22 protein-coding genes are annotated in these 26,128 nt (G+C 72.5%); 12 read left to right on the forward strand and 10 right to left on the reverse strand.

Annotation, left to right across the window (positions count from 1 at the left end; all coding sequences use genetic code 11):
• Window positions 1-217 precede the first annotated feature (217 nt).
• Entirely contained in the window at window positions 218-403 is a 186-nt protein-coding gene (locus C4J65_RS18780) for a hypothetical protein (RefSeq protein WP_003974657.1), read from the forward strand.
• Between the two features lie 3 nt (window positions 404-406).
• Here C4J65_RS18780 and C4J65_RS18785 read toward each other — a convergent pair whose 3' ends face one another.
• The gene (locus C4J65_RS18785) at window positions 407-2,044 is read right to left on the reverse strand and encodes a DNA repair helicase XPB (RefSeq protein WP_115743446.1); all 1,638 of its coding nucleotides are present in this window, start codon (window positions 2,042-2,044) and stop codon (window positions 407-409) included.
• 503 nt (window positions 2,045-2,547) lie between these two features.
• On the reverse strand, window positions 2,548-5,142 hold the full coding sequence (locus tag C4J65_RS18795) for a helicase-associated domain-containing protein (RefSeq protein WP_115743448.1): 2,595 nt from the start codon (window positions 5,140-5,142) through the stop codon (window positions 2,548-2,550).
• Between the two features lie 140 nt (window positions 5,143-5,282).
• Here C4J65_RS18795 and C4J65_RS18800 point away from each other — a divergent pair, with 140 nt between their 5' ends.
• Together C4J65_RS18800 and C4J65_RS18805 are read left to right on the forward strand one after the other, a co-directional pair.
• Window positions 5,283-6,278, forward strand: coding sequence for a hypothetical protein (locus C4J65_RS18800; RefSeq protein ID WP_205351034.1), 996 nt, complete (start codon window positions 5,283-5,285; stop codon window positions 6,276-6,278).
• A gap of 316 nt (window positions 6,279-6,594) precedes the next feature.
• Window positions 6,595-7,251, forward strand: coding sequence for a haloacid dehalogenase-like hydrolase (locus C4J65_RS18805; protein ID WP_115743449.1), 657 nt, complete (start codon window positions 6,595-6,597; stop codon window positions 7,249-7,251).
• On the opposite strand, the gene C4J65_RS18810 is transcribed toward C4J65_RS18805, so the two are convergent.
• Window positions 7,206-7,478, reverse strand: a complete 273-nt coding sequence (locus C4J65_RS18810; RefSeq protein WP_115746519.1) for a hypothetical protein — start codon at window positions 7,476-7,478, stop codon at window positions 7,206-7,208. The genes C4J65_RS18805 and C4J65_RS18810 overlap by 46 nt on opposite strands.
• Before the next feature lie 124 nt (window positions 7,479-7,602).
• Between C4J65_RS18810 and C4J65_RS18815 the strand changes: the two genes are divergently transcribed.
• The 3 genes from C4J65_RS18815 (at window position 7,603) to C4J65_RS37065 (ending at window position 10,440) form a co-directional block, all read left to right on the forward strand.
• On the forward strand, window positions 7,603-9,216 hold the full coding sequence (locus C4J65_RS18815; RefSeq protein ID WP_115743450.1) for a recombinase family protein: 1,614 nt from the start codon (window positions 7,603-7,605) through the stop codon (window positions 9,214-9,216).
• 38 nt (window positions 9,217-9,254) lie between these two features.
• Window positions 9,255-9,695, forward strand: coding sequence for a hypothetical protein (locus C4J65_RS18820; RefSeq protein WP_115746520.1), 441 nt, complete (start codon window positions 9,255-9,257; stop codon window positions 9,693-9,695).
• A 361-nt stretch (window positions 9,696-10,056) separates the two neighbouring features.
• A complete protein-coding gene (locus C4J65_RS37065) occupies window positions 10,057-10,440 on the forward strand; it encodes a cold-shock protein (protein WP_003974650.1) in 384 nt (127 codons plus the stop codon).
• A gap of 25 nt (window positions 10,441-10,465) precedes the next feature.
• Here C4J65_RS37065 and C4J65_RS18830 read toward each other — a convergent pair whose 3' ends face one another.
• Genes C4J65_RS18830 through C4J65_RS18845 form a run of 4 tightly spaced genes read right to left on the reverse strand, consistent with a single transcriptional unit; the run spans window position 10,466 to window position 14,013 of the window.
• On the reverse strand, window positions 10,466-11,332 hold the full coding sequence (locus C4J65_RS18830; protein ID WP_115746521.1) for a 1,4-dihydroxy-6-naphthoate synthase: 867 nt from the start codon (window positions 11,330-11,332) through the stop codon (window positions 10,466-10,468).
• Window positions 11,322-12,038, reverse strand: a complete 717-nt coding sequence (locus C4J65_RS18835; RefSeq protein ID WP_115743451.1) for a futalosine hydrolase — start codon at window positions 12,036-12,038, stop codon at window positions 11,322-11,324. The genes C4J65_RS18830 and C4J65_RS18835 overlap by 11 nt, the downstream gene beginning before the upstream one ends.
• Window positions 12,039-12,053: 15 nt before the next feature.
• Entirely contained in the window at window positions 12,054-12,563 is a 510-nt protein-coding gene (locus tag C4J65_RS18840; RefSeq protein WP_205351035.1) for a DUF2771 domain-containing protein, read from the reverse strand.
• 58 nt (window positions 12,564-12,621) lie between these two features.
• A complete protein-coding gene (locus C4J65_RS18845; protein ID WP_115743453.1) occupies window positions 12,622-14,013 on the reverse strand; it encodes an MFS transporter in 1,392 nt (463 codons plus the stop codon).
• A 333-nt stretch (window positions 14,014-14,346) separates the two neighbouring features.
• Here C4J65_RS18845 and C4J65_RS18850 point away from each other — a divergent pair, with 333 nt between their 5' ends.
• Both C4J65_RS18850 and C4J65_RS18855 read left to right on the forward strand, forming a co-directional pair.
• Window positions 14,347-15,273 carry a DUF3027 domain-containing protein gene (locus C4J65_RS18850; protein WP_115743454.1) on the forward strand — a complete coding sequence of 309 codons (927 nt, stop codon included), beginning with the start codon at window positions 14,347-14,349 and terminating at the stop codon, window positions 15,271-15,273.
• A gap of 182 nt (window positions 15,274-15,455) precedes the next feature.
• The gene (locus tag C4J65_RS18855) at window positions 15,456-18,614 is read left to right on the forward strand and encodes a molecular chaperone Hsp90 (protein WP_115743455.1); all 3,159 of its coding nucleotides are present in this window, start codon (window positions 15,456-15,458) and stop codon (window positions 18,612-18,614) included.
• 127 nt (window positions 18,615-18,741) lie between these two features.
• Here C4J65_RS18855 and C4J65_RS18860 read toward each other — a convergent pair whose 3' ends face one another.
• Both C4J65_RS18860 and C4J65_RS18865 read right to left on the reverse strand, forming a co-directional pair.
• Complete coding sequence (locus tag C4J65_RS18860; protein WP_115743456.1) at window positions 18,742-21,150, reverse strand: HAD-IC family P-type ATPase; 2,409 nt, start codon at window positions 21,148-21,150, stop codon at window positions 18,742-18,744.
• Between the two features lie 99 nt (window positions 21,151-21,249).
• Window positions 21,250-21,510, reverse strand: a complete 261-nt coding sequence (locus C4J65_RS18865; RefSeq protein WP_115743457.1) for a DUF2530 domain-containing protein — start codon at window positions 21,508-21,510, stop codon at window positions 21,250-21,252.
• 203 nt (window positions 21,511-21,713) lie between these two features.
• Between C4J65_RS18865 and C4J65_RS18870 the strand changes: the two genes are divergently transcribed.
• Window positions 21,714-23,171 carry an NCS2 family permease gene (locus C4J65_RS18870; protein WP_115743458.1) on the forward strand — a complete coding sequence of 486 codons (1,458 nt, stop codon included), beginning with the start codon at window positions 21,714-21,716 and terminating at the stop codon, window positions 23,169-23,171.
• A gap of 31 nt (window positions 23,172-23,202) precedes the next feature.
• On the opposite strand, the gene C4J65_RS18875 is transcribed toward C4J65_RS18870, so the two are convergent.
• Complete coding sequence (locus C4J65_RS18875; RefSeq protein WP_003974640.1) at window positions 23,203-23,391, reverse strand: hypothetical protein; 189 nt, start codon at window positions 23,389-23,391, stop codon at window positions 23,203-23,205.
• A 149-nt stretch (window positions 23,392-23,540) separates the two neighbouring features.
• Between C4J65_RS18875 and C4J65_RS18880 the strand changes: the two genes are divergently transcribed.
• Genes C4J65_RS18880 through thpR form a run of 3 tightly spaced genes read left to right on the forward strand, consistent with a single transcriptional unit; the run spans window position 23,541 to window position 26,007 of the window.
• Entirely contained in the window at window positions 23,541-23,978 is a 438-nt protein-coding gene (locus C4J65_RS18880; RefSeq protein WP_003974639.1) for a MarR family transcriptional regulator, read from the forward strand.
• A gap of 26 nt (window positions 23,979-24,004) precedes the next feature.
• Window positions 24,005-25,384 carry an MFS transporter gene (locus tag C4J65_RS18885; RefSeq protein ID WP_115743459.1) on the forward strand — a complete coding sequence of 460 codons (1,380 nt, stop codon included), beginning with the start codon at window positions 24,005-24,007 and terminating at the stop codon, window positions 25,382-25,384.
• A gap of 50 nt (window positions 25,385-25,434) precedes the next feature.
• The gene (gene thpR / locus C4J65_RS18890; RefSeq protein ID WP_115743460.1) at window positions 25,435-26,007 is read left to right on the forward strand and encodes an RNA 2',3'-cyclic phosphodiesterase; all 573 of its coding nucleotides are present in this window, start codon (window positions 25,435-25,437) and stop codon (window positions 26,005-26,007) included.
• Window positions 26,008-26,128 lie beyond the last annotated feature (121 nt).

Genomic DNA, 26,128 nt, shown 5'->3' on the forward strand with positions numbered 1-26,128 from the left:
CCGGTGGGGAGGCGGGCAAGAGCGGAGATTCTAAGGGAGCGCGGGCGGCGCGGGCCAACCGTTTTCTGCCGGTCCCGGCGCGATCCGGGCCCGACCCCTAGGGGATCACGTCATCCGCGCCGGGGGATGCGCTCCCTCCAGGGTCGTAGCCGAGGCGTGCGGGGATTGGGTCCGTAGACCGATGCCGGTCGGGGGGTGGCGGTCGCACCATGGAGACATGAGCGCAGCAACCATCTCCCCCGCCCCGGCACCGGGCCGCGCGTCCGGTGCCACGCCCGTGGCCGGCAGCCACCGGCACCGGCTCGGTGACACCCTGCGCGCCGTCAGGGTGTTCGCGGGCGCCGCCTTCGACGTGGTCGTCCTCGGCGAGTACGGCGAGGAGGCCGGTGTCCGCCGGCACTGAGCGTCAGCCGAGGACCTCGTCCGCGTCCATGATCCGGTAGGCGTAGCCCTGTTCCGCCAGGAAGCGCTGGCGGTGGGCGGCGAAGTCCTGGTCGAGGGTGTCGCGGGCGACGACCGAGTAGAAGTGCGCCTGGTGGCCGTCGGCCTTCGGCCGCAGCACCCGGCCCAGGCGCTGGGCCTCCTCCTGCCGCGAGCCGAACGTGCCCGACACCTGGATGGCGACCGTCGCCTCCGGCAGGTCGATCGAGAAGTTCGCGACCTTCGACACGACGAGTACGCTGATCTCGCCCTGCCGGAAGGACTCGAAGAGCTTCTCCCGCTGGGCGTTGGACGTCTCGCCCTTGATGACCGGCGCCCCCAGGTGCTCGCCCAGCTCGTCGAGCTGGTCGATGTACTGGCCGATGACGAGGATCTGCTGCCCGGCGAACCGCCGCACGATCGCCTCCGTCACCTTCCGCTTGGTGTCGGTCGTCGCGCAGAAGCGGTACTTCTCCTCCGTCTCGGCGGTGGCGTACGCGAGCCGCTCGGAGTCGGTGAGGTTGACCCGGACCTCCACGCAGTCGGCGGGCGCGATGTAGCCCTGCGCCTCGATCTCCTTCCACGGCGCGTCGAACCGCTTCGGCCCGATCAGCGAGAACACGTCCGACTCGCGGCCGTCCTCCCGCACCAGCGTCGCGGTCAGACCGAGCCGGCGGCGGGCCTGGAGGTCGGCGGTGAACTTGAAGACCGGCGCGGGCAGCAGGTGCACCTCGTCGTAGACGATCAGCCCCCAGTCCCGGGAGTCGAACAGCTCCAGGTGCGGGTAGACGCCCTTCCGCCGGGTCGTCAGCACCTGGTACGTGGCGATGGTGACCGGCCGGATCTCCTTGCGCGTACCGCTGTACTCGCCGATCTCGTCCTCGGTCAGCGACGTGCGCCTGACCAGCTCGTGCTTCCACTGCCTGGCGGAGACGGTGTTGGTGACCAGGATCAGCGTCGTCGACCTGGCCTGCGCCATCGCGCCCGCCCCGACCAGCGTCTTGCCCGCGCCGCAGGGGAGCACCACGACGCCGCTGCCGCCGTGCCAGAAGTTCTCCACCGCCTGCTTCTGGTACGGGCGCAGCGCCCACCCGTCCTCGGCCAGCTCGATCGGGTGCGCCTCGCCGTCCACGTACCCGGCGAGGTCCTCCGCGGGCCAGCCCAGCTTGAGCAGCGTCTGCTTGATCTGCCCGCGCTCGGAGGGGTGCACCGCCACCGTGTCGGCGTCGATGCGGGTGCCGACCAGCGGCGCGATCCGCTTCGACTTCAGCACCTCCTCCAGCACCGGCCGGTCGGTGGTCGTCAGGACCAGTCCGTGCGCCGGGTGCTTGGAGAGGGTGAGGCGGCCGTAGCGGTCCATCGTCTCGGCGATGTCGACCAGCAGCGCGTGCGGCACCGGGTAGCGGCTGTACTCGACGAGCGCGTCCACGACCTGCTCGGCGTCGTGGCCGGCCGCCCGCGCGTTCCACAGGCCCAGCGGGGTCACCCGGTAGGTGTGGATGTGCTCCGGCGCCCGCTCCAGCTCGGCGAAGGGCGCGATGGCCCGACGGCACGCGCCGGCCTGCTCGTGGTCGACTTCGAGAAGCAGGGTCTTGTCGGACTGGACGATCAGCGGACCATTCACGGGCGGCACCCTTTCGCGTGCGTACGGCCGGACGACGGCTCGGCCAAACGTCAAGTGTGCCTGATCGCGGGGCGGGGCCTACCGGAGAGCGACGGGGATCTTGTCGGGCCCGGCAGACTTTCGAGCAGGGGACGGCGGGCCGGTCCGGCGACCGGGCCGGCCCGTCGAGAGAACGCTGAGGTGGACGGTCAGAGGCGGACGGTCAGAGGCGGACGGTCAGAGGGTGAGGCCTCCGCCGAGGTCGATGCCGACCGCCGCGGCCTGCGCGGTGAACGCGGCGACCAGCGTCGCGGTGGCGGCCAGAACGGTGGCGAGACGGCGAACTGCAGTGCGCATCGGGCTCTTCCTTTCGCTTCGGTGCGGGACAACCGGTGGCTGCCCGAGCGCCGCCGGTTCGATGCGGTTGATGAAAAAAGCTCCCTCTCAGGTGCGAATCACCCGGCGTGGCGTGCATGGATCACGCCGTACACCCGAAAGAGCGTCGCCGTCCGCAAGGACTCCCGTCAGCCCGCGTCGTCGGCCAGCTCGGCCACGCCGGTGACCCGGTGCAGCGGATAGGTGCGCACCTCGTCCGCCGTGTGGTCGTACGCCGTGACGAAGCCGCCCTCGACCCGGATCGGGGCGATCACACGCTGGCTGGCGGCGCCCTCGGCGTTCACGTAGCCGATCCACAGCGCCTCGCCGGTCAGGACCGCCGCCTGCATCGTGGCCAGCGTCTCGGCGGCGCCCGTGCGGGGCAGCGTGCCGCCCGGCACACCGTCCGCGCCGCCGCCCTCGCCGTCCCCGGGGCCCGGCTTGCGCGGGGCCGTGGAGGCCAGGTCACCGGCGCGCACGGCCCGGATCGCCGCCGTCAGCAGCGTGTCGTCGGGCGCCGGCGGACCGTCCGGGACCGGCTCGGGCGCCGCCCGCGGCGGGGTGCGGTGCGAGTCCGCGCGGGCGATCAGCACGTCGCCCGCGGCGGACTCGGCGGCCGGCGCGAACCCCAGCGCGCGCAGCCCGTCCAGCAGCGCCGCCGGGTCGGCCTGCGCGGCCAGCACCGTGGGCGCCAGACGGCGCAGGCCCAGACCGGCGGCCCGCTTGTCGGCGAGGATCTCGTCCAGCGTCGCGTCGTCGTCGCAGCGCACGTACGCCGAGGCCGCGCCCACCCGCAGCCGCCCGTGCCGCCGGGCCACGTCGTCGATCAGGTACGTCAGGGGCTGCGGCACCGGCGTACGGGAGTGCCGGGTGAGGAACGCGTGCAGGTCGGCGGCGCTCCGCCCGGCGTCCAGCGCACGGCGTACCGAACCCGGCGTGAACCGGTAGACGGTCGCCCCGCCCTTGGACTCCACGTCCGCGAGCACCCCCAGCACGTCGGCCAGCTCGCGCTCCAGCGGCCCCGGCGCCACCGCCGTCAGGTCGGCCTGCAACAGCACGTGGTCCAGTGGTTCCGGGAAGAGCGGTTCCAGCAGCCGGGCGGCGGTCGCGGTGGCCGCGGCCCGCTCGGCGGGGGTCGGGGGAGCGGTCACCGGGGGCATGCGGTGGTGGTGGACCGGGAGCTTGTCACCCGGACCCGCGGGTTCCCCGGCCGCCGCCGGACGGGGTGCCTCGGGCGCGCCGATCAGGGCCCGCCCCGGTGCCGCCAGCGCCCCGCGCCCCGTGACGCCCAGCAGCTCCGCCTCGGACAGCGTCCACCGGGCGACGCGGCTGCGCAGGTCGTCGTCCCGCGACTCACCGGTTCCGGTCTCCCGCTGCTGCCGGGGGCCGCGCAGCGGACGCTCCCAGCGCAACCGGGCCAGCACCGACGCCTCGACGGGCGAGGAACCCTCGGGCAGCCCCGCGAGCAGGGCCAGCACCCGGTGCCGCACCTCCGGCGCCGCCGAACGGTCCAGGTTCGGCCCCAGCGCCGAAAGCGTACGGTCCTTCGCGTCCCGGCCACCGACCACACCCGGCGTCCGGGTCGCCGTCAGCCACGTCGTCGCGAGCAGCGCCCAGCGCTCGGCGGGCGGCAGCTCGCGCCACTCGTCGTACGCCGGGGTCGCCGCGTACCGTTCCCCCGCCTCCCCGTCGGAGGCGATCAGCCCGGCCCCGTAGGCCAGCTCGACCCAGAACGCGGCGACCGGCTCGGGCACGTCCAGGGCGACGGCGGTCCGCTTCAGGTCGCGCACGCTCAGACCGCCGGCCCGCAGCACCGACGGTCCCCCCTCGTCCCACTCCTTCAGCAGCTCGTCGACCGTCGCCAGCGCCGCCAGCGCCTGGCCGGCCGCGGTGGCGTCCACAACCTGTGGACGGTGTGTGGCGGCCGCCTCCACCGGCGGCGGCACCGGCTCGGGCGCGCGGTGCGCCCGGCCCGCGCGCAGGTGCAGGGCGACCTCGCGGGGCAGCACGACCGTGCCGGGCGCCGTCGGCAGCAGCAGACCGCGGTCGAGCAGCGCCCGCAGGTGCGCCGCCGGGTCGTGGGTGACCTGGCCGTACGGCGGCCCCCACACCAGCCGGTCCAGCACCTCCCGGGACTCCCAGGACAGCTCGGCGAGGAGCGCCGCCATCCGCCGCCGGTCGGCGAACAGGCCGCCGAGCGCGGAGACGGCGGAGACCGAGTCGTGGGTCGAGGGCAGGCCGACGGCGGCGAGGATCTCCTGGATCCGGCCCGGCGACATCCCCGCCGTCGCCTCCCGCACGGTCGGGCCGAGCCCGGTCGGGGACGGATGCTGCGGGGACGGCGCGAGCAGCTCACGGGCGGTACGGACCAGCCGCAGCCGGTCGTCGGCACCCCACACCAGCGCCTGTTCGCGCAGCAGGGCGGCGGCCCGGGGCAGCGCGGCGGCGACGGCCGGGTCCCGCTCGTCACCGGCCATCAGAGCGAGCAGCTCGCCGTACGACGCCGGGTCCGGCGCCACGGCCAGCGCCTCGGCCGTCTGCAGCGCGAACCGGTCCAGCCGCTCCAGCGCCCGCACGACGGAGGCGCGGGTGCCGGCGCGGGTGGCGAGCTGGGTGAGGTCGGTCGGCACGGGGGTGATGAGGTCGGGACGGCTGCGCAGGAGGGCGGCCAGCGAGACGTCGTCCCTGACGCGGAGCGCCTCCGCGAGGGACCGGGGGGCCGCGGACTTCTCCTCGGTGCTCATCCCGCTCACGTTAGCGGGTGGGTGCGACGGCGGAGGTGCGCGTGCGCGGGCGCGGTGCCGTCGGCCGGACGGGGAAGATTCGGTACCGTCGTCCGACGGGGTACGTCGGGGTACCACAACGCACCGCCCCGGAGGGGAACGTGGGGATCGAGAGCGACCAGGTCGTCTTCGAGTATCTGAGCCGCGTCGGCGACGTGGCCCAGCAGCGGCAGCTGCCGTCGGCCACCCGGATGCGGCTGGTGTCGGAGCTGCGCAACGAGATCGACCGGCACCGGGCGAAGACCACCGTGGACAGCCCCGCCGCCGTCCGCCGCATCCTGGACCGGCTCGGCGACCCCGACGACATCGTCACCGCCGCCGGCGGCACGAGCGGGGTACGCGACCAGGCCCCGGCCCCCACTGCGGTGCCCGAGCAGCGGGACCCCGAGCCCCGCGACGCCGGGCGGCGCAAGGGCCGCCGGAGCCCCGCACCCGAACCCCCCGCCCCGTCACCGGCCGCCTCCTCGCCCCACCTGGCGGGCGCGGGGGAACTGGGGGACGCCGGGGACGACCGGCCCGACTGGTGGCGCGTCGACGACGGCCCCTTCGCCGGCGGGGGCCTCGGCGACGGCGTGCCCGGGTTCGTCGGCGGCGTCGAGATCCCCGAGCTGCTCAGAAAGCCGCCGAGCGCCGAGGACGAGGCGGAGAAGACGCGGGCCGCCGCCCCGAGGACCTCCGTGGAGGAGGCCGAGGAGCCGACCGTTGAAACCGTCGGGAAGCGGGAGGCCCGCCGCCTGCCCCGCCTGTGGCCCGAGGGCGGCTGGAACGACCCGCTCCTGCTGCTCGCCGCGGCCCTCCTGATCGTCGGCGCCGTGCTCGGCAGCCTGGTCCCCCTCGGCCTGGGCTGGCTGATCGCCTACCTCTCCCGCCGGCTGACCCCGGCCCAGTCGAAGTGGGCCGTCCTGGGCCTGCCCGGCACGGTCGCCGCCGCGGGCGTCGTCTGGCTGTGGGGCCGCACCGAGGGCCGTTGGGGCGATCCGGTCGCCGAGGGCCACATGAACGACGCGATCACCGAGACCTGGCCCTGGGTCCTGCGCACCGCCGCCGTGGCCACCGCCCTCTACCTCCTCTGGCGCACCCGCCGCCTCCGCGGCTGACCACGAGGGCGTCGGCGGCGCGGTGACGCGGGGCGGAGCAAGCGGGTGGGACGAGGCGGCCGTGCCGGGGCCGGTGCCGGGCTGCGGACGCTCGTCGGGGGGTGGGTCCGCCTCCGCAGCTGACCGCGAGGGAGCCGTCGGCGCGGTGACGTGGGGTGGAGCAAGCGGGTGGGACGAGGTGGCTGTGCCGGGGCCCGTGCCGGGCTGCGGACGCCCGGCCGGGGCGGCGCCCCCGCGTCCGCGGTGTGCGGCCGATTCGCCGCGGCCGCACCGGGCGCCCGTGGGCAGTGGTCGCGCGCCCGGCACAATGGGGGCCATGGCCTCCACGACCCGCCCCGCGCCCACCGTCGGTTTCGACCTCGACATGACGCTGATCGACTCGCGGCCCGGCATCCGCGCCTGCTACCTCGAGCTGAGCGCCCGCACGGGGACATACGTGGACGCCGACCTGGCCGTCACCCGGCTCGGGCCGCCGCTGGCCGAGGAGCTGGCGAACTGGTTCCCGGCCGGGGAGATCGAGGCCGTCGCCGACCTGTACCGGGAGATCTACCCGGCGTACGCGGTCGAGCCCACGCTCGCGCTGCCCGGCGCCCGCGAGGCGGTGGCCGCCGTGCGCGCGGCCGGCGGGCGCGCGATCGTCGTCACCGCCAAGTACGAGCCGAACGCGAAGCTGCACCTGGCCCACCTCGGCATCGAGCCGGACGCCGTGATCGGCGGCCTGTGGGCCGAGCAGAAGGCCGTCGCGCTGCGCGAGCACGACGCGGGCGTCTACGTCGGCGACCACGTCGGCGACGTACGCGGAGCCCGCGCCGCCGGGGCCCACTCGGTGGCCGTGGCCAGCGGGCCGTGCGACGCCGAGGAGCTGCGCGCGGCCGGAGCGGACGTCGTCCTGGCCGACCTGACGCGGTTCCCGCGGTGGCTGGCGGCCTACGTGGACGGCGACGCCGAGGCGCTCGACGCGGCGCGCGCCTGACGCCGCCCCGCGGCGATCGACCGGAGCACCCCGGCACCGGCGACCAGGAAGCCCACTCCCATCAGCATGCTCAGCCCGAACATGTAGGTGGGAAAGGGCGTCGTGTCCAGCAGCAGCGGGGCCACCGTGACCAGAGTGGCCAGGGCACCGACGAAGAAGACGATCGCACCGGCGCGGATCAGCCGGTCGCCGGGCGCGGCGGAATTCGTTTGGGTTTGTTCACGCACCCGACCAGGGTAGTTCCCAGGCCCGGAGAACAGCCGGGGCGGCTTGCCCACTAGTAGCAAGTACGTGCCTACCAGTAAAGCGAAGTCAGTCATCTAGATACATGTGGAGCGCTACGCTCCTTCCATGAGACCCGGCCTTCGCTACCTCGCCTGCCTCCGACTTTCCGCCGACTCCGGCGGGTCCACATCGATCGAGTGGCAGCGTGGCGTGATCCGGCACCACGTCAGCTCTCCCATTCTGTCCGGCGTCCTGGTGGGGGAGGCGGAGGACACGGACGTATCCGGCTCGATGAGCCCCTTCAAGAGGCCGAAGCTGGGGCGCTGGCTCACGACGAAGCCTGATGGGTTCGACGTGATCATCGCGGCGAAGATGGACAGGCTCACCCGTCGCTCCACGCACTTCAATGAACTGTTGGAGTGGGCGGAGCGGAACGGGAAGTTCATTGTCTGCGTTGAAGAGGGGTTCGACCTCTCGACTCCCCAGGGAAAGATGGCGGCGCGCATGACTTCCGTATTCGCCGAGGCCGAATGGGATGCGATCCAGGTTCGTATCCTCAACGGCGTGCAGAGTCGCCTGGAGAACCGCTCATGGCTTACGGGCGCTCCGCCTACCGGGTATCGGATCAAGGCGGTAGAGGGTGGCAGGAGGAAGATTCTGGAGATTGACCAGGATTTTCAACCCTGTGTAGAAGAGATTTTTACTCGTGTCCGTGAAGGGCAGTCCACGCATCGAATTGCCCGTGATTTCAACATGCGTGGCGTGCTCACGTGGGGAGACCACCTCAGGAAGATGAAGGGCAAGGAAACCAAGGGGACGCAATGGCAATCGACCATCATCAATAAGTTCCTGCGCTCCTCTTGGATTCCCGGAATCTATACCTACAAGGGGGAGGCTGTTTTGGACGACCAGGGGGAGCCTGTCATTCTTCCGGAGAAGCCGCTGGCGTCCATGGATGAATGGGCGGACCTGGTCGACAGGGTCAAATCGGCTCCCAGGTCTCTGGGGGTGGAAAGTCGAACAAGGGGGAGGAGTCTGCTTGCTGGTATCGCGCGCTGCGGAGAATGCAATTCTCCGGTCGCTTCTCTGCTGGGGTCCGGTCACACCAGGCGAGACGGAACCAAGGTTCCTGGACACAGGTATTACCGCTGCTCCAACAGGTTCAAGGGCGGCGACTGCGCAACAGGTCTATATATCCGGGCTGACTTGCTCGACACATGGGTCGACCAGCAGATTCGAGGGAGCGTCGGCACGTGGGAGATGCTCGAGCAAGCCGATGGGGGTCCGTCCCAGGTGCAAGAACTTCAGTCGGCAAAGACACGTCTGGAAAAGCTTGAAGCCGATTTCCTGGCAGGTGAGTACGACGGAGAGGGTCAGGGGGATTCCTACCGGCGTATGCATAAGAGCCTATCGGTGAAGGTGGCTTTGTTGGTGAAGCATGAAGAAGAGAGGGGCAACCTGACTCCCAAGGCGACAGGCAGGAAATACGGAGAAGTTTGGGAGTCCAAAGATCAGGAGGATCGTAGAGAATTTCTTCGTACGTATGGCGTGGCGGTATGGGCGTGGCGTGAGGGGCGGGACGGAAATGAGGCGGGATTTTTTATGGATCTGGGTGATATTCAGGTCATGGCGAATGAGCTTGCTCTTTCCTGTCCCGGGGGAAGTGGTGAGGCGAAATCGTTGGTGATCAGTCAAAACCTCACCGAAAAATGTCAACGCAAGGCGTTGGAGTTCGCGTGAGGAGTGAAAGTGACGCGGAAGTCGGGATTCTTAGGATGATGGGCAGCGGTAGCGAGTCCGACCGGTACGTACGGTTCCAATCGGCTCACCGGAACGGTCGAGGCAACTTCACCGGTGTTTTCGGGCTCGTCAATAATCTGGCGAGGGAGGGAAGGCTATCGGACGAGGAGGAGTCCTTCCGGCGCCGAAACAACAGCTGGTACGACGCCGTGTACACCGACCCCACGACTGTTGATCCCCACGTCTACGACGCCGGGATCAATCCCGGCGCGGCGGCGTGGTTCAAGCTGTCAGCCACTCATCTCCTCGCTCGCGTCTCCGGCTATCTGGAGATCCTGTCCGCGCACGGCGTCGGCTGCCGGGCTCTCCGCTCCTCAGACCCGGGACGGGTCATCTACGAGGACGACGTACAGATCGTGGCCGTGCCACATGCACAGGACGCGACTGCCGCCCACGCGAGCACCAACACCCAGAAGTGACGAAGCGCGCGGTCAGGTTGTGGATCATGTGTCGCGCCAGTTCGTGGTGGACTCCCGGGTGAGCCTGGGGCCCACGAGGGCCCGGCCCCGAGGTGGCGTTTGCGTCCTGCGGTCCTTTGCCTGCGTCGATGACCGGGCCGACTGTGGGCACGTTGGTCGCCTTCCTGTCCCGCGCCGCCCTGTGCAGGCCGGCCGGTGCCCCACCGGCCCCTCTGGGTCTCTGCCTCAACTGGCCAGGGGCTCACTGCCATTTCCAGGCGTGATTAAGGCCGTGTGTCCCTGGGGAGAGCCCCAGTAAGGTGGTCAACGGCAGTTCAAAGGCGTCCGGCCCCGTCCGGGACCGATCGAGGGAGCGTGTGCTTTGCCGACTGGCAAGGTCAAGTGGTTCAACAGTGAGAAGGGCTTCGGCTTTCTCTCCCGTGACGACGGCGGTGACGTCTTCGTCCATTCCTCGGTCCTCCCCGCCGGAGTCGAGAGCCTGAAGCCGGGACAGCGCGTCGAGTTCGGTGTCGTCGCGGGTCAGCGGGGCGACCAGGCACTGTCGCTCGCCCTGCTCGACCCAGCCCCCTCGGTCGCGGCCGCGCAGCGCAAGAAGCCGGACGAGCTGGCGTCCATCGTGCAGGACCTGACGACCCTGCTGGAGAACATCACGCCGATGCTGGAGCGCGGCCGCTACCCCGAGAAGACGGCCGGCAAGAAGATCGCCGGGCTGCTCCGCGCGGTCGCGGACCAGCTCGACGTCTGATCGCCGTCCCGCCAGGGGCGCCCCGTCAGGGGAACGCCAGCGCGTCCGGGCCGAGGGCCGGTACGAGTCCCTCGGCCGCCGCGCGGGTCAGCAGGCCCCGGATCGCCGCGTAGCCGTCCTCCCCGAGGTCGGCGGTGAACTCGTTGACGTACAGCCCGATGTGCTGGTCGGCGACGGCCGGGTCCATCTCCTGCGCGTGCTCCATGACGTACGGCCGGGACGCCTCCGGGTCGTCCCAGGCCGCGCGGACGGAGGCGCGCACGGCGTCGGCGAGGCGCGTCAGCGTCCGCTCGCCCAGCGAGCGCTTGGCGATGATCGCGCCGAGCGGGATCGGCAGCCCGGTGGTGTGCTCCCAGTGCTCGCCCATGTCGGCGAGCTTGTGCAGCCCGTAGTTCTGGTACGTGAAGCGGGCCTCGTGGATCACCAGGCCCGCGTCGACCTTCCCGTCCCGCACGGCCGGCATGATCTCGTGGAAGGGCATGACCACGATCTCCCCGACGCCTCCGGGCACGGTGTCCGCCGCCCAGAGCCGGAAGAGCAGGTAGGCGGTGGAGGTCTCGCTGGGCACCGCGACCGTGCGGCCCCGCAGGTCGGCGCCCGCCTCCCGGGTCAGCACCAGCGGGCCGCAGCCCCGGCCCAGCGCGCCCCCGCAGGGCAGCAGGGCCCACTCGTCGAGGACGTACGGCAGGACGGCGTACGACACCTTCAGCACGTCGAACTCGCCGCGCTCGGCCATGCCGTTGGTGATGTCGATGTCCGCGAACGTCACTTCGAGGGAGGGGGCGTCCGGGACGCGGCCGTGGGCCAGGGCGTCGAAGACGAACGTGTCGTTCGGGCAGGGGGAGTACGCGATCCGCAAGGTCTCAGGGGCCTCAGGGGTCTCAGGGTTCATGTCGGTCATGTGGGTTCCAACTCGTGAGGACGGGGGCGAGCTTCCCGAAGGCGTCCGTCAGGGCCGCGAGTGCCTCGCCGATGCGCCAGGCGGCGCGGTCGCGCGGTCCGACCGGGTTGGAGACCGCGCGCAGTTCCAGCACCGGCACGCCGTGCGCGGCGGCGGCCTCGGCGACGCCGAAGCCCTCCATGGCCTCGGCCAGGGCGCCCGGGTGGCGCTGGCGCAGCAGCGCGGCGCGGGCCGCGGTGCCGGTGACGGTGGACCCGGTCAGGACGGTGCCGGGCCGGGCCCCGGTCGCCTCGGCCGCGGCGCGGACCAGATCGGCCGGCGGGAGGTGGGTCACGGTGCCGAAGCCGAGGTCGGTGACCGGCAGGAAGCCGTCGGCGGTCTCGGCGCCCAGGTCGGCGGCGGTGATCGCGTCGGCGACGACCAGTGAGCCGACGGGCGCCCCGGGCGCGAAGCCGCCGCCGATACCGGCCGAGACGACCAGGTCGTAGGGCCTGCCGTCGAGGGCGGCGGCGGTCAGGGCGGCGGCCGTGGAGGCGGCGGCGCGGGCCGGGCCCACCCCGGCGGCCAGCAGGTCCCGGCCGTCCGGCAGCCGGTGGAGGGTGATCCCGGGGCGGGACACCTCGGTGCCCGGCACCGGGAACGCCCGAGCCACCGCGTCCCGTTCGGCGGGGACCGCGGTGGCCACGAGGAGGTGCACGGAGGACGTGGGCGGTCAGTCCTTCTTCAGCTCGAAGACCCACACACCGGTGATGTTCTGGCTGTCGTCCTTGCCGTCCCGGACCGCGACGGCGACGTTCGTCGAGTCGCCCTGGGCGCCGTACTGGGCGTTGAAGAACACGCTGCCCGGCACGGTGCGGTAGGTCTTGTCGCTGTCCTCGACGAGCTGCTGACCGTTCATCAGGATCGTCCAGTGCTTGTCGGCGATGTCCGGGTCGACGCCGAACCGCACGGTCTCGTCCTGGTCGACGGTGATGGACTTCGCGTCCTTGTCCTTCAGACACTTGTTGATCTCGTCGGGGGAAAGGTTCTTGCCCTCTCCGCCGCAGGTGGCCTCGGAGCTGACCGAGTCACTGCCGACCGTGATCGTCGCGATCGGGGTCGGCTCGTCACAGGCGGACAGCAGGAGAAGTCCGGCGGACACGGCGCCGACAGCGGCGACGGCGCGGCGGCGTCGCACAACGCGGTGTCCGATAGCGGCGGTGCCGCGGGGCAACGTGGTCATGGCGGAAGGCTATACGGCGCCTGAGCCCCGTCCCCCACCTGGGTACGGCGTGGCGTGGTCACGCCACTCTCGGCCGAGTCCTTCCCCCGTGCCGCGCCGAGTCGAGCAGCCCCCGTACGGTCGTCAGCCACCCGGTGGCGATGATCGCGGCGGCCACCGACAGGCCCAGCGTGCCGTTGAGCGGCAGCACGATGCCGACGGCGCCGCCGAACACCCAGGAGACCTGGAGCAGCGTCTCCGAGCGCGCGAACGCCGACGTGCGCACCTGCTCCGGCACGTCCCGCTGGATCAGCGCGTCCAGGGACAGCTTGGCCAGCGCCTGCGCGAACCCGGCGACCGCCGCCAGGCACGCCACCAGGAAGGCGCTGAAGAACACCGCGGCGACCACCGCCGCGCCCAGCACGATCACGACCACCGTCACGATGATCACCTCCGGCGCCCGGGACCGCAGCCACGCCCCCACGGCCGTGCCCAGCGCGTTGCCCGCACCGGCCGCGACGCCCACGATCCCCAGCGACACCGCCGCGCTCTGGCCGGTCATCGGATGCACCCGCAGCAGGAACGCCAGGAAGAAGATCAGGAAGCCGGTCAGGCAGCGGATGGCGGCGTTGGCGGCCAGCGCGTGGGTCACCGCCGGGCCCACCGTGCGCAGGCCGGGGCGCTTGCCCCGCCCCCGCAGCGGTCCCGGCAGGTGGTCCTCGTCCGCGGCGAGCAGCGCCCGGTCCTCGCCGCGCGCGGAGTCCACCTTCCGCGGCAGCGTGAAGGACAGCACGGTGCCCGCGACGAAGATCACGAAGGCGCCGTACAGCGGCCACCGCGGCCCCACCTGCTGGAGGCCCGCGCCGATCGGCGCGGCCGCGCCGGTGGCCAGCAGCCCGCACAGCGTGACCCGCGAGTTCGCCTTCACCAGCGAGACCCGGGGCGGCAGCAGTCGCGGCACCACGGCGCTCCTGACCACGCCGTACGCCTTCGAGGCGACGAGTACGCCGAGCGCGGCCGGGTACAGCTCGATGCCGCCGGTGGCGACCGCGCCGGACAGCACCAGCGCGAGCACCGCGCGGGCGCCCATCGCGGTCGCCATCGCCGCGCGGCGGCCGTGCGGCAGCCGGTCCAGGAGCGGGCCGATCACCGGCGCGAGGAGGGTGAACGGCGCCATGGTGATGGCGAGGTACAGCGCGACCCGCCCGCGCGCCTCGTCGGTGGGCACGGAGAAGAAGACGGTGGAGGCGAGCGCGACGGTGATCATCACGTCGCCGGCGCCGTTCACCCCGTGCAGCTCGATCAGCTTGCCGAGGCCCGACTCGCCCGCGCCGTGCGCGTGCGTCGCCCGCCGGATGCCGCGCGCGGTGCCGGTCACCGGCAGGCGCAGCGCCCGTCCGACCGCACGGAACCAGGAGCCGGGACCGCGCCACCGGCTCCCGCGCTTGAACTCCGTCCGTGCGGCTGCCACCCCGTCATAGTGCCCCGTCGGCGGCGGCTGTAGCGTCGATACGGCACGGATGGCGGTGATCGAGTCGGGTGCGACCCGCCCGGGAACGCGTGGCCGTACCCCGCCGAAATTCCCGTCGGTGTAGGCCCAGGGCACATGAGCAGGTAGCGTGCGTAGCGCGCCGTGGCGAACGTTCTCGGCCGCGCGCCGTACGGCCATCCCGCAGAATGGATGACGTAGGTGCGCCCGAGCGCGATCGGGCGCGGACGTCGACGCGGTCCACAGGTCCGCTCCGTCCGCCCCTCGCACACAGCGGCGCACTCGTGAGACGGCGTATGGAGAGAAGCGATACCTGTGAGCGCAGCGACAACGCGAAGCCGCACCCCTGACCGCCTGTGCGCCGAGGCCGTCGACCTCGCCCGGGCCGCGGCCGAGGAGGCCGCCGCACCCGGCGTCGTCGGCGAGCACGAGGGCCTGGTGTCGGAGGGCGACCGGGTCGTCACCCACTACTTCGCCTGCAAGGAGATGGGCTACCGGGGCTGGCGCTGGGCCGTGACGGTGGCCCGCGCCTCCCGCGCCAAGATCGTCACGGTGGACGAGGCGGTGCTGCTGCCCGGCCCCGACGCGCTCCTGGCGCCCGAGTGGGTGCCGTGGAGCGAACGGCTGCGCCCCGGCGACATGGGCCCGGGCGACCTGCTGCCCACCGACGCGGAGGACCTGCGCCTGGAGCCCGGCTGGACCGGCGAGGACGAGCCGCCGCCGAACTCCGCGGTCTCGCACGAGATGGCCGACCTGGTCGAGGCCGAGGACGCCGAGGTGACCGCCGGGCCGCCCGCCGAGCTGTCGACCGTGCCGGCCCGCGGCACGATCTCGGCGGTCGCCGAGGAGCTGGGCCTGCGCCGCACCCGGGTGCTGTCCCGGTACGGACTGCACGTCGCCGCCGACCGCTGGGAGGACGGCTACGGCCCGAAGACCGCGATGGCCCAGGCGGCCCCCGCCTCCTGCGTCAGCTGCGGCTTCCTCGCCCGGATCGGCGGCTCGCTCGGACAGGCCTTCGGTGTGTGCGCCAACGAGTTCTCCCCGGCCGACGGGCACGTCGTGTCGCTGGCCTACGGGTGCGGCGGGCACTCCGAGGCGGCGGTCATGCCGAAGCCGCCGCGGGTGGCTCCGCCGGTGATCGACGAGACGCGGGTGGACCCGTTCCCGCTGCGGCCCGCCGCGGACTCCGGGTCGGTCCCGGTGACCGAGGACCAGGCGGTGGCGGAGCTGGGGCACTCCTGAGGTCCGCCGTGGGTGGCTGAGGTCCCTGGGGGCTGCGCCCCCGGGCCCCCCGTCGGCCTTGACGGCCTCGTCCTCGAGCGCCGGACGGGCCGGGTGATGCCGGCCGGGGTCGCCCGGCCGCCGTCGGCGTGGTGTGAGTGCCGGGGCGGTACCTTCGTGGTCCGTCGATGAGGAGAGTCACCGTGAGCATGTTCGTACGGCCTGCCGCCGAGGGTGCCGATCCGTTCGGTACGGCACGGCTGCGGCGCGGGGTGCTGGACGCCTGGGCGACGAGTCCCGCCCGGTTCCGTGAGGACGCCAACGCGGAGGAGGACCTCGTCCTCGGCGGCTACCGCGACCGGCTGGTCGTCGAACTCGCGCAGAACGCCGCCGACGCCGCCGCCCGGGCCGGTGTGCCCGGCCGGCTCCGGCTCACCCTGCGCGACGGCGTCCTCGTCGCCGCCAACACCGGCGCCCCGCTCGACGCGACCGGCGTCGAGTCGCTGTCCACCCTGCGCGCCTCCGCCAAGCGGGACGCGGTTCACGGCTCGGTCGGCCGGTTCGGGGTCGGCTTCGCCGCCGTCCTGGCCGTGACCGACGAGCCCGCCGTGGTCGGCCGGCACGGCGGGGTGCGCTGGTCCCTGGCCGAGGCCCGCGACCTGGCCGCCGACACCGCCCGGCACAGCCCCGGCCTGGGTGACGAGATCCAGCGGCGCGACGGTCACGTACCGCTGCTGCGGCTGCCGTTCCCCGCCGAGGGCACCGCCCCGGACCCGTACGACACGGCGGTCATCCTGCCGCTGCGCGACACGGCCGCCGCCGACCTCGCCGAACGCCTCCTGCACGGCGTGGACGACGCCCTGCTCCTCGCCCTGCCGGGCCTGGCGGAGGTCGTGATCGAGGCGGGCGACGAGGTGCGCACCCTCTCCCGCCGCGCCGAGGACGACCTGACCGTGGTGGAGGACTCCCGGCAGGGCGTCACCCGCTGGCGCACCGCCGCCGCGCACGGCCCCCTCACCCCCGACCTCCTCGCCGACCGGCCGGTGGAGGAACGGCTGCGCCCCCACTGGTCCGTGACCTGGGCGGTGCCCGTCGACGCCGACGGCGCACCCGCCCGCCCCCGCACCAGCCCCGTCGTGCACGCCCCGACCCCCAGCGACGAGCCCCTCGGCGTGCCCGCCCTGCTCATCGCGTCCTTCCCGCTGGACGCCACCCGCCGGCACACCGCGCCGGGACCGCTGACCGACTTCCTGGCGGAACGGGCCGCCGACGCCTACGCCGGGCTGCTCGCCGACTGGCGGCCGGTCACCGCCGGCCTCATCGACCTGGTGCCCGGCGTGCTGGGCCGGGGCGAACTGGACGGCGCGCTGCGCCAGGCGATCCTCGACCGGCTGCCGCGTACGTCCTTCCTGCCGCCCGCCGCCCCCTCCGGGGGCCAGGACGCGGAGGACGACCTCCCGGAGTCCCTGCGGCCGCGCGACGCCGAGGTGGTGGAGGGCGCGGGCGCCGACACCGTGCGGGTGCTGGCCGAGGTGCTGCCGACCCTGCTGCCCGCCGGCCTGGAACGCCGTGCCGAGCTGCGCACGCTGGGCGTGGCCCGGGTGCCGCTGACCGACGCGATCGACCGGCTGGCGGGGCTGGAGAGGGCCCCGGCCTGGTGGCGCAGCCTCTACGACAGCCTCGCCGGGGTCGACCCCGACCGGCTGTCCGGGCTGCCGGTGCCGCTCGCTGGGGCTACCTCCCAGGCTTTCGGCTCTGGGGGAGGCCGGACGGCCATCGGGCCCCGGCAGGTGCTGCTGCCCTCCCCGGAGGCCGCCTCCCTCGACCCGGAGGTCCTCACCCGGCTCGGCCTCAAGGTCGCCCACCCCGACGCCGTGCACCCGCTCCTGGAGAAGCTCGGCGCCCTCCCCGCCACCCCGCGCGCCGTCCTCACCACCCCGCAGGTGAGGGCCGCCGTCGCCGCCTCCCTGGACGACGAGGGCGCCGCCAACTGGGAGGAGGACGCCCTCGACGCCGAGGAACTGGCCGACACCGTGCTCGGCCTGGTCCAGGGCGCCGGACTCGACGCCGGCGACGAGCCCTGGCTGGGCGCCCTGGCCCTGCCCGACGAGGACGGCGAACTCTCCCCGGCGGGCGAACTCGTCTTCCCCGGCAGCCCGTTCGCCCGGGTCATGCGCGAGGACGAACTCGCCGCCGTGGATGCCGAACTCGCCGAGAGGTGGGGTCCCGAGCCGCTGGCCGCCTGCGGCGTCCTGGTCACCTTCGCCCTCGTCCGCGCCACCGACGTGGTCCTGGACCCCGACGAACTGGAGCCCCGCGAAGGAGACTTCGCCGAGCCCGACGACGCGGGACTGCTCGACGCCGTGGACGTGTGGAGCGAGGACGTCCTCGACCGCTTCCCGGACACCCCCGTCCCGCCGGTCGCCACCGAGATCGTCGCCGTGCGCGACCTCGACCTCGTGGACGACGACCACTGGCCCGAGGCCCTCGCCCTGCTCTCCCGGCCGCCGCTGCGCGACGCGCTGGTCCAGCCGGTGCGCGTCCTGCTGCCCGACGGCACCCACGAGGTCGTACGGCCCTACACCGCGTGGTGGCTGCGCGGGCACCCGGTGCTCGGCGGACGCCGCCCGGCCGGTCTGCGCGCGGCGGGCGGCGACCCGCTGCTGCGGGGCCTGTACGACGAGGCCGACGCGGCGGGCTTCGAGGACGAGCAGGTACTGCGGGCCCTGGGCGTCCGCACCTCGGTCGCCGCGCTCCTCGACGAGCCCGGCGGCGCGGCCGAACTCCTGGACCGCCTCGCCGACCCGGACCGCCCGGTCACGGCCGCCCAACTGCACGCCCTGTACGGGGCGCTGGCCGAGCTGGACCCCGAGCGGGTCACCCTGCCGGACGAGGTGCGGGCCGTGGTCGACGGCGAGGTGCGTGTGGTGGACGCCGCCGACGCCGTCGTGGTCGACTCGCCCGACCTGCTGCCCTTCACCTCCGGCGTGCCGCTGCTGCCGGTCCGCCCGGCCCGGGCCGCCGAACTGGCGGAGCTGTTCCAGGTGCGGCGGCTGAGCGAGTCCGTCACCGGCCGCGTCGACTCCGAGGGCACGGAGCACGACGTACCGGAGCCGGTGCGGGTGCTGCTCGGGGCGCGGACCCCGACGTCGTACGTGGAGCACGGGGAACTGCTCGTCGACGGCTTGGAGATCGACTGGCGCCTCACCGACGACGGTGCGCTGCACGCGGCGACGCTGGAGGGCGTGGCGGCGGGCCTCGCCTGGGCAGCGGGCCAGTGGCCCCGCCGCTTCGAGGTGGCGGCCCTCCTGGAGGACGAGTCACGGACGGAGGAACTGGCGAGGGACCGCTGGTTCGACTGACGGGCGGTGCCATCCGGTGGCGCGGGGCTGTGACGCGCCCCTTCAGGGGCGCGGGGCTGTGTTCGATATGCGGCTCCGCCGCGTGGGCGCGACCAGCCACGACGGCGCCGCGGCGGACAACGAACCGTCATACGGGAAACCGCCGATCCACCCACCTCCAGGTGAACTCCAGAACGCCCGCCCCGACCACCGCGATGCCGACGGCAGTCCACGGCATCGTCACCCCCACCAGCTTCAGCGCGAAGAAGTCCTGCAGCCACGGCACCGCCAGCACCACCACGAAGCCCAGCCCCATCGCCGCCACCAGCAGCACCCGCCACCAGGTGTAGGGCCGGGCGATGATCGCCAGCACCCACATCGAGATCAGGAACAGCGTCAGCGTCGCCGCGCTGGTCTCCGCGTCCAGCGCGCCCGGGCCGGTGTAGTGCTGCCGGGCGACGAGGTAGGTCACGAAGGTCGCTGCCCCCGCCACCACCCCGCCCGGGATCGCGTACCGCATCACGCGCCGGACGAAGTGGGGCCTGGCCCGTTCCGTGTTCGGGGCGAGGGCCAGGAAGAAGGCCGGGACGCCGATGGTGAGCGTGGAGAGCAGGGTGAGGTGGCGGGGCAGGAACGGGTACTCCACCTGCGAGCAGACCACCAGGATCGCGAGCAGCACCGAGTACACGGTCTTGACCAGGAACAGGGTCGCCACGCGCGTGATGTTGCCGATGACGCGGCGGCCCTCGGCCACCACCGACGGCAGCGTGGCGAAGCTGTTGTTGAGCAGCACGATCTGCGCGACGGCCCGGGTCGCCTCCGACCCGGAGCCCATCGCCACGCCGATGTCGGCGTCCTTGAGCGCGAGGACGTCGTTGACGCCGTCGCCGGTCATCGCGACCGTGTGGCCGCGTGACTGCAGGGCGCCCACCATGTCCCGCTTCTGCTGCGGGGTGACCCGCCCGAAGACCGTGCCCTCGTCGAGCGCCCCGGCCATCTGCTCCCGGTCCGAGGGCAGCCGGCGCGCGTCGACGGCGGCTCCGGACAGCCCGAGCTTGGCGGCGACCGCGCCGACCGACACCGCGTTGTCACCGGAGATGACCTTGGCGTGGACGTCCTGCTCGGCGAAGTAGCGCAGGGTGTCGGCGGCGTCCGGGCGCAGCCGCTGCTCCAGTACCACCAGGGCGGTGGGCTCGACGCCCTCGGCGACCTCGGGGTCGTCCAGTTCGCGGGAGGCGCGGGCCAGCAGCAGTACCCGCAGGCCCTGTTCGTTGAGCCGGCCGGTCTCGGCGAGCGCCGGGTCGTCCTCGGTCAGCAGCACGTCCGGGGCGCCCAGCAGCCACGTCCCGGCGGCGCCGTCGCCGTCGTCGAACGTGGCGCCGCTGTACTTGCGGGCGGAGGAGAAGGGCAGCGACCGGGTGTGCCGCCACGCCCCGGCGGGCCCGTCGACCGGGTAGGTGTCGATGATCGCCCGGAGGGAGGCGTTGGGGCGCGGGTCGGCCGCGCCGAGGGCGCCGAGCACGGTGCGGACGTGAGTCTCGTCGGCGCCGTCGAGCAGGCGCAGGTCGGTGACGTCCATGCCGCCCTCGGTGAGGGTGCCGGTCTTGTCCAGGCAGACGGTGTCGACGCGGGCCAGGCCCTCGATGGCGGGCAGCTCCTGGACGAGGCACTGCTTGCGGCCGAGCCGGACGACGCCGATCGCGAAGGCGACGGAGGTGAGCAGGACCAGGCCCTCGGGGACCATGGGCACGATGCCGCCGACGGTGCGCGCGATCGAGTCGTCCAGTTCGTTGTCCTTGGCGAGCAGCTGGCTGAGGATCAGGCCGATCGCGGTCGGGACCATCATCCAGGTGACGTACTTGAGGATCGTGGAGATGCCGGAGCGCAGCTCGGACTGGACCAGCGTGAAACGGGAGGCCTCCTCGGCGAGCTGTGCGGCGTACGCCTCGCGGCCGACCTTGGTGGCCCGGAAGGCGCCGCCGCCCGCGACGACGAAGCTGCCCGACATGACCTGGTCGCCGGGCTGTTTGACCACGGGGTCGGCCTCGCCGGTCAGCAGCGACTCGTCGATCTCCAGGCCGTCGGCCTCGACGCACACCCCGTCGACGACGGCCTTGTCGCCGGGGCCGATCTCGATGACGTCGTCCAGCACGATCTCGGACGTACTGATCTCGGCCGGTCTCCCGTCCCGGCGCACCGTCGGCCGGACCTCGCCGATCAGGGCCAGCGAGTCGAGGGTCTTCTTCGCCCGCCACTCCTGAATGATGCCGATGCCGGTGTTGGCGAGGATCACGAAGCCGAACAGGCTGTCCTGGATCGGCGCGACGAACAGCATGATCACCCAGAGCACGCCGATGATCGCGTTGAACCGGGTGAAGACGTTGGCGCGGACGATGTCGGCCAGGGAGCGGCTGCTGCGCACCGGCACGTCGTTGACCTGGCCGCGGGCGATCCTCTCGGCGACCCCGGCCGCCGTGAGTCCGGCCGCGGGCGAAGGGGCGTCAACGGCGTGCGCGGGATGCCCGGGGTCGAGTCTGTCCGCGTCGAGATGCGTCATGGATTCGACGGTACGTGCGGATTTACGGCTTCACCCATCGAGTGCGGCGAAGATCCGACCTGGGTACGAGACGGGCGGGCGCGGTGTGCTGCCCTGGTACTAGTTCTCCGCCCTGGCGGCCGTGTCCCGCTTGATCGCGGCGTCGCGCCCCCGGACGTACCAGATGCCGATCAGGCCGAGCCCCGCGCCGGCCAGGCAGGTCCACACCCACCAGGTGTGCCCGTGGTCGTCGAACCAGCCGTAGAAGGGCAGCTGCACCAGGAAGAGGACGAACCAGAGGATGGTGCCGCCGACGATGGTCGGAACCACGGGGCCCTCCAGGGGCTCCGGCGCCTCGTGCGTGGGTGTCCACTTCGTCATGCGTACAGCTTACGAGGAGCGTGCGAACGGGTTGACGGCGCGGCGCCACACGGCGATTCCACGGGTCTACGCGCGGAGATAGCGATCAGGGGCTCATACGTTCATACTGAACCCGTTTGTCTCTGACCGCTTTCATTCGTAGAAAACACCAATAGGAACACCGACAAGGCCGTGGGGGAACCTGTTGGTGATGAGGTCCCCGCATGTCCACCTCGGCCTCCGCCAAGGTCCCCCCGTCCCCCGAGTCGCCGGAAGACCGGCGGCCCCCGCAGAACGGCCTCGACCGTTACTTCAAGATCTCCGAGCGCGGCAGCACCCTGCCCCGTGAGATCCGCGGCGGCTTCGCCACCTTCTTCGCGATGGCCTACATCATCGTGCTGAACCCGATCATCCTGGGCAGCGCGAAGGACATGTACGGCAACCAGCTCGACAACGGTCAGCTGGTCACCGCGACCGCGCTGACGGCGGCGTTCACCACGCTGCTGATGGGCGTGATCGGCAACGTGCCGATCGCACTCGCCGCCGGTCTCGGCGTGAACTCCGTCGTCGCCCTCCAGCTCGCCCCGCGGATGTCCTGGCCGGACGCCATGGGCATGGTGGTGCTGGCCGGTTTCGTCGTCATGCTGCTGGTGGCCACCGGGCTGCGCGAGCGCGTGATGAACGCCGTGCCCTACAGCCTGCGCAAGGCCATCGCGATCGGCATCGGCCTGTTCATCATGATCATCGGTCTGGTCGACTCCGGCTTCATCACCCGGATGCCGGACGCCGCCCAGACCACGGTCCCGATCCAGCTCGGCACCGGCGGGCACCTGCACGGCTGGCCGGTCCTGGTCTTCGTCCTCGGTGTGCTGCTGACCCTCGCGCTGATCGTCCGCAGGACCCCGGGTGCCATCCTCATCTCGATCGTCGTGATGACGGGCGTCGCGATGATCATCAACGCGGTCACCGACATCCCCTCCTGGGGCCTGACCACCCCCGAGTGGCCCGGCAACCCGGTCGCCACGCCGGACTTCGGGCTGGTCGGCGAGGTCAGCCTGTTCGGCGGGTTCGACAAGGTCGGTGTGCTGACCGGTGTGCTGTTCGTCTTCACCGTGCTGCTGTCGTGCTTCTTCGACGCGATGGGCACGATCATGGGCATCAGCGACGAGGCGAAGCTGACCGACGGCGAGGGCCAGATGCCGGGCATCAACAAGGTCCTGTTCGTCGACGGCGTCGCGGTCGCCGTGGGCGGTGCCAGCTCCGCCTCCGCCACCACCTGCTTCGTGGAGTCCACGGCCGGCGTCGGCGAGGGCGCCCGCACCGGCTTCGCCAACATCGTCACGGGCGGGCTGTTCGCCCTGGCGCTGTTCCTCACGCCGGTCGCCACCATGGTCCCGTCCCAGGCGGCGACCCCGGCGCTGATCGCGGTGGGCTTCCTGATCCTGGCCGGTTCGATCAGGGAGATCGACTGGTCCGACTTCACGGTCGCCATCCCGGCCTTCGTGACGATGCTGATGATGCCGTTCACCTACTCGATCACCAACGGCATCGGCATGGGCTTCATCACCTTCTCGGTGCTGCGCCTGGCGGCCGGACGGGGCCGCGAGGTGCCGGTGGCGATGCACGTCGTGTCGGCGGTCTTCGCCTTCTACTACCTGATGCCGGCCCTGGGCCTGACCTGATCCCGCGAGGGTCCGAACCGGGCCCTCCGGCTCACGGCACCCCGTAGAACCGTTCCGTCTCCTCCACGGCGGACTGGAACCGCTCGTCGAAGTCATCGCGGATGAGCGTCCGGACGACATAGTCCTGGACGCTCATTCCTCTTTTGGCCGCATGGTCCCGGAGCCGGTCGAGCAGCTCCCCGTCTATCCGCAGGCTGAGCACGCTGGTCCCCATGAGCACGAGGGTCGCCCCGGCCGACCGGGTGATGCCTCCATTTCCGGACACGACTCACTCGTACGGGTGAACTGCGGGTTTGAGTGGCGGGCGTCACGGGCACCGGGGTGACGTGCGGTGGTATTTCGCCAGACTAATGAGTTACGCTAAGGAACATGCCGGACCTCAAGCATGGCGACGACGCCGCCGCCGTGAACTCCCTGCGCTCCGCCGTGATGCGACTGTCCCGTCGGCTCAAGCACCAGCGGGTCGACGAGTCGCTCAGCCCCACCGAGATGTCGGTCCTGGGCACCCTGTCGAACTGCGGCAGCGCGACCCCGGGCGAGCTGGCCCGCAAGGAACACGTCCAGCCGCCCTCGATGACCCGCATCGTGGCACTGCTTGAGGCCAAGGGCCTGGTCCGGCTGGAGCCGCACCCCGAGGACCGGCGCCAGAAGGTCGTGACGCAGACCGAGCAGGCCGTGGTGATGCTCGAGGAGAGCCGCCGCAAGCGGAACGCCTTCCTGGCCACGCTGGTCGAGGGCCTCGACGAGGACGAGTGGGCCAAACTGCGCGCCGCCGCCCCCGTGCTGGAGAAGCTCGCACACAAGTAAGCAGTTCTCGCGAGGAGGCGAACCTTTTGAGTACGGGATCCGGAGCAGCTTCCGCCCCCGCACCTGACGGCCACGACAACCCGACCACCCCCGACGGTCCGACGGGCCCCGCCGCCCCGCGCAGGACGTCGATGTTCGCCTCCCTGAAGGTCAGGAACTACCGCCTGTTCTTCATGGGCCAGGTCGTCTCCAACATCGGCACCTGGATGCAGCGCATCGCCCAGGACTGGCTGGTGCTCAGCCTCACCGGCTCCTCGGCCGCCGTCGGCATCACCACCGCCCTGCAGTTCCTGCCGATGCTGCTCTTCGGCCTCTACGGCGGCGTCCTCGTCGACCGCCTGCCCAAGCGGCCCACGCTGCTGGTCACCCAGACCGCGATGGCCCTGACCGCGCTCGCCCTCGCCGTCCTCACCCTGAGCGGACACGTCCAGGTCTGGCACGTCTACGTCGCCGCCTTCGCGATGGGCCTGGCCACCGTCATGGACAACCCGGCCCGCCAGACCTTCGTCTCCGAGCTGGTCGGCCGCGACCAGCTGCAGAACGCGGTCAGCATGAACTCGGCCAACTTCCAGTCCGCCCGCCTCGTCGGCCCGGCCGTCGCCGGTCTGATGATCACCGGCGTGGGCACCGGCTGGGCGTTCCTCGCCAACGGCCTGTCCTTCGTGGCGCCGCTCACCTGCCTGCTGCTGATGCGCGCCCGCGAACTGCACACGGTCGAGCGCACCCCGCGCGGCAAGGGCCAGCTCCGCGAGGGCCTGCACTACGTCGCCGGCCGCCCCGAGCTGATCTGGACGATCACCCTGGTCGGGTTCATCGGCACCTTCGGCTTCAACTTCCCGGTCTTCCTGTCCGCCTTCGCCGACGACGTCTTCCACGCCGGCGCCGGGGCGTACAGCCTCTTCAACACCCTCATGGCCGTCGGCTCGCTGGCCGGCGCCCTGCTCGCCGCCCGGCGCGGCACCGCCCGGCTGCGCGTCCTGATCGCGGCGGCCCTCGGCTTCGGCGCCCTGGAGATCGTGGCCTCGACCGCGCCCGAGCTGTGGCTCTTCGCGCTGCTCATGGTCCCCATCGGCGTCTTCAGCATGACCGTCAACGTCACCGCCAACACCAGCATCCAGATGTCCACCGACCCGGCCATGCGGGGGCGCGTGATGGCCCTGTACATGATGGTCTTCCTCGGCGGCTCCCCGGTCGGCGCCCCGATCGTCGGCTGGGTCACCGACACCTACGGTGCCCGGGTCGGCTTCGCCGCGGGCGGCGCGGTGGCCGCCACCGCCGCCCTCGTCATCGGGCTGGTCCTGGCCCGCGTCGGGAACCTGCGCCTGTCGGTCGGCTGGCACCGCGGCCACCCGCAGGTGCGGTTCGTGCCGCGGGAACGGCAGGAGGCCCTGGCACCGGCGGCGTAGGGGGTGGAAAACCGGGGGTCCGGGCGGCGGGGCTCTGCCAGGCTGGCCCCATGAGACTGTTCGCCGCCGTACTGCCGCCCGAGGACGTCACCGCCGCCCTCGCCGCGGAGGTGGCCGTGCTGCGGGGGCTGCCCGGCGCCGACGGGCTGCGCTGGACCGGCCGTCCGGGCTGGCACCTCACCCTCGCCTTCTACGGCGAGGTCGACGACGAACTCGTCCCCGACCTGGCGGCCCGCCTGGAGCGGGCGGCCCACCGCACCGCGCCCTTCGAACTGGCGCTGCGCGGCGGCGGCCAGTTCGGCCGCGGGCGGGCGCTGTGGGCGGGCGCGGAGGGCGGCCTGGCGGCGCTGCGGCTGCTGGCCGACCGCGCGGAGGCCGCGGGGCGCAGGGCGGGCGTCGAGATGGGCGAGCACCGGCGCTACCAGCCCCACCTGACCCTGGCCCGCAGCAGGCAGGCCGTCCATGTCCGCCCCTACGTCGAGGCGCTGTCCGGCTTCACCGGCCCCACCTGGACCGTGACCGACCTGGCGCTGGTCCGCAGCAACCTGCCGGAGTCGGGCGTGCCGGGCGAGCAGCCCCGTTACGAGGCGGTCGCCCGCAGCCCGCTCGGCGCCTCCGGTTAGGCTCGGGGGCGTGGACCCGAAGACCCGAAACCGGATCATGGCCGGTGTGCTCGTGCTGATGCTCGTGGTGGTGGCGTTGGCGGCGGCCCTCGGCTGACCGGCCCGTGCGGCGGCCGCCGCC

The organism is Streptomyces sp. CB09001, from assembly GCF_003369795.1.
Taxonomy (GTDB): Bacteria; Actinomycetota; Actinomycetes; order Streptomycetales; family Streptomycetaceae; genus Streptomyces.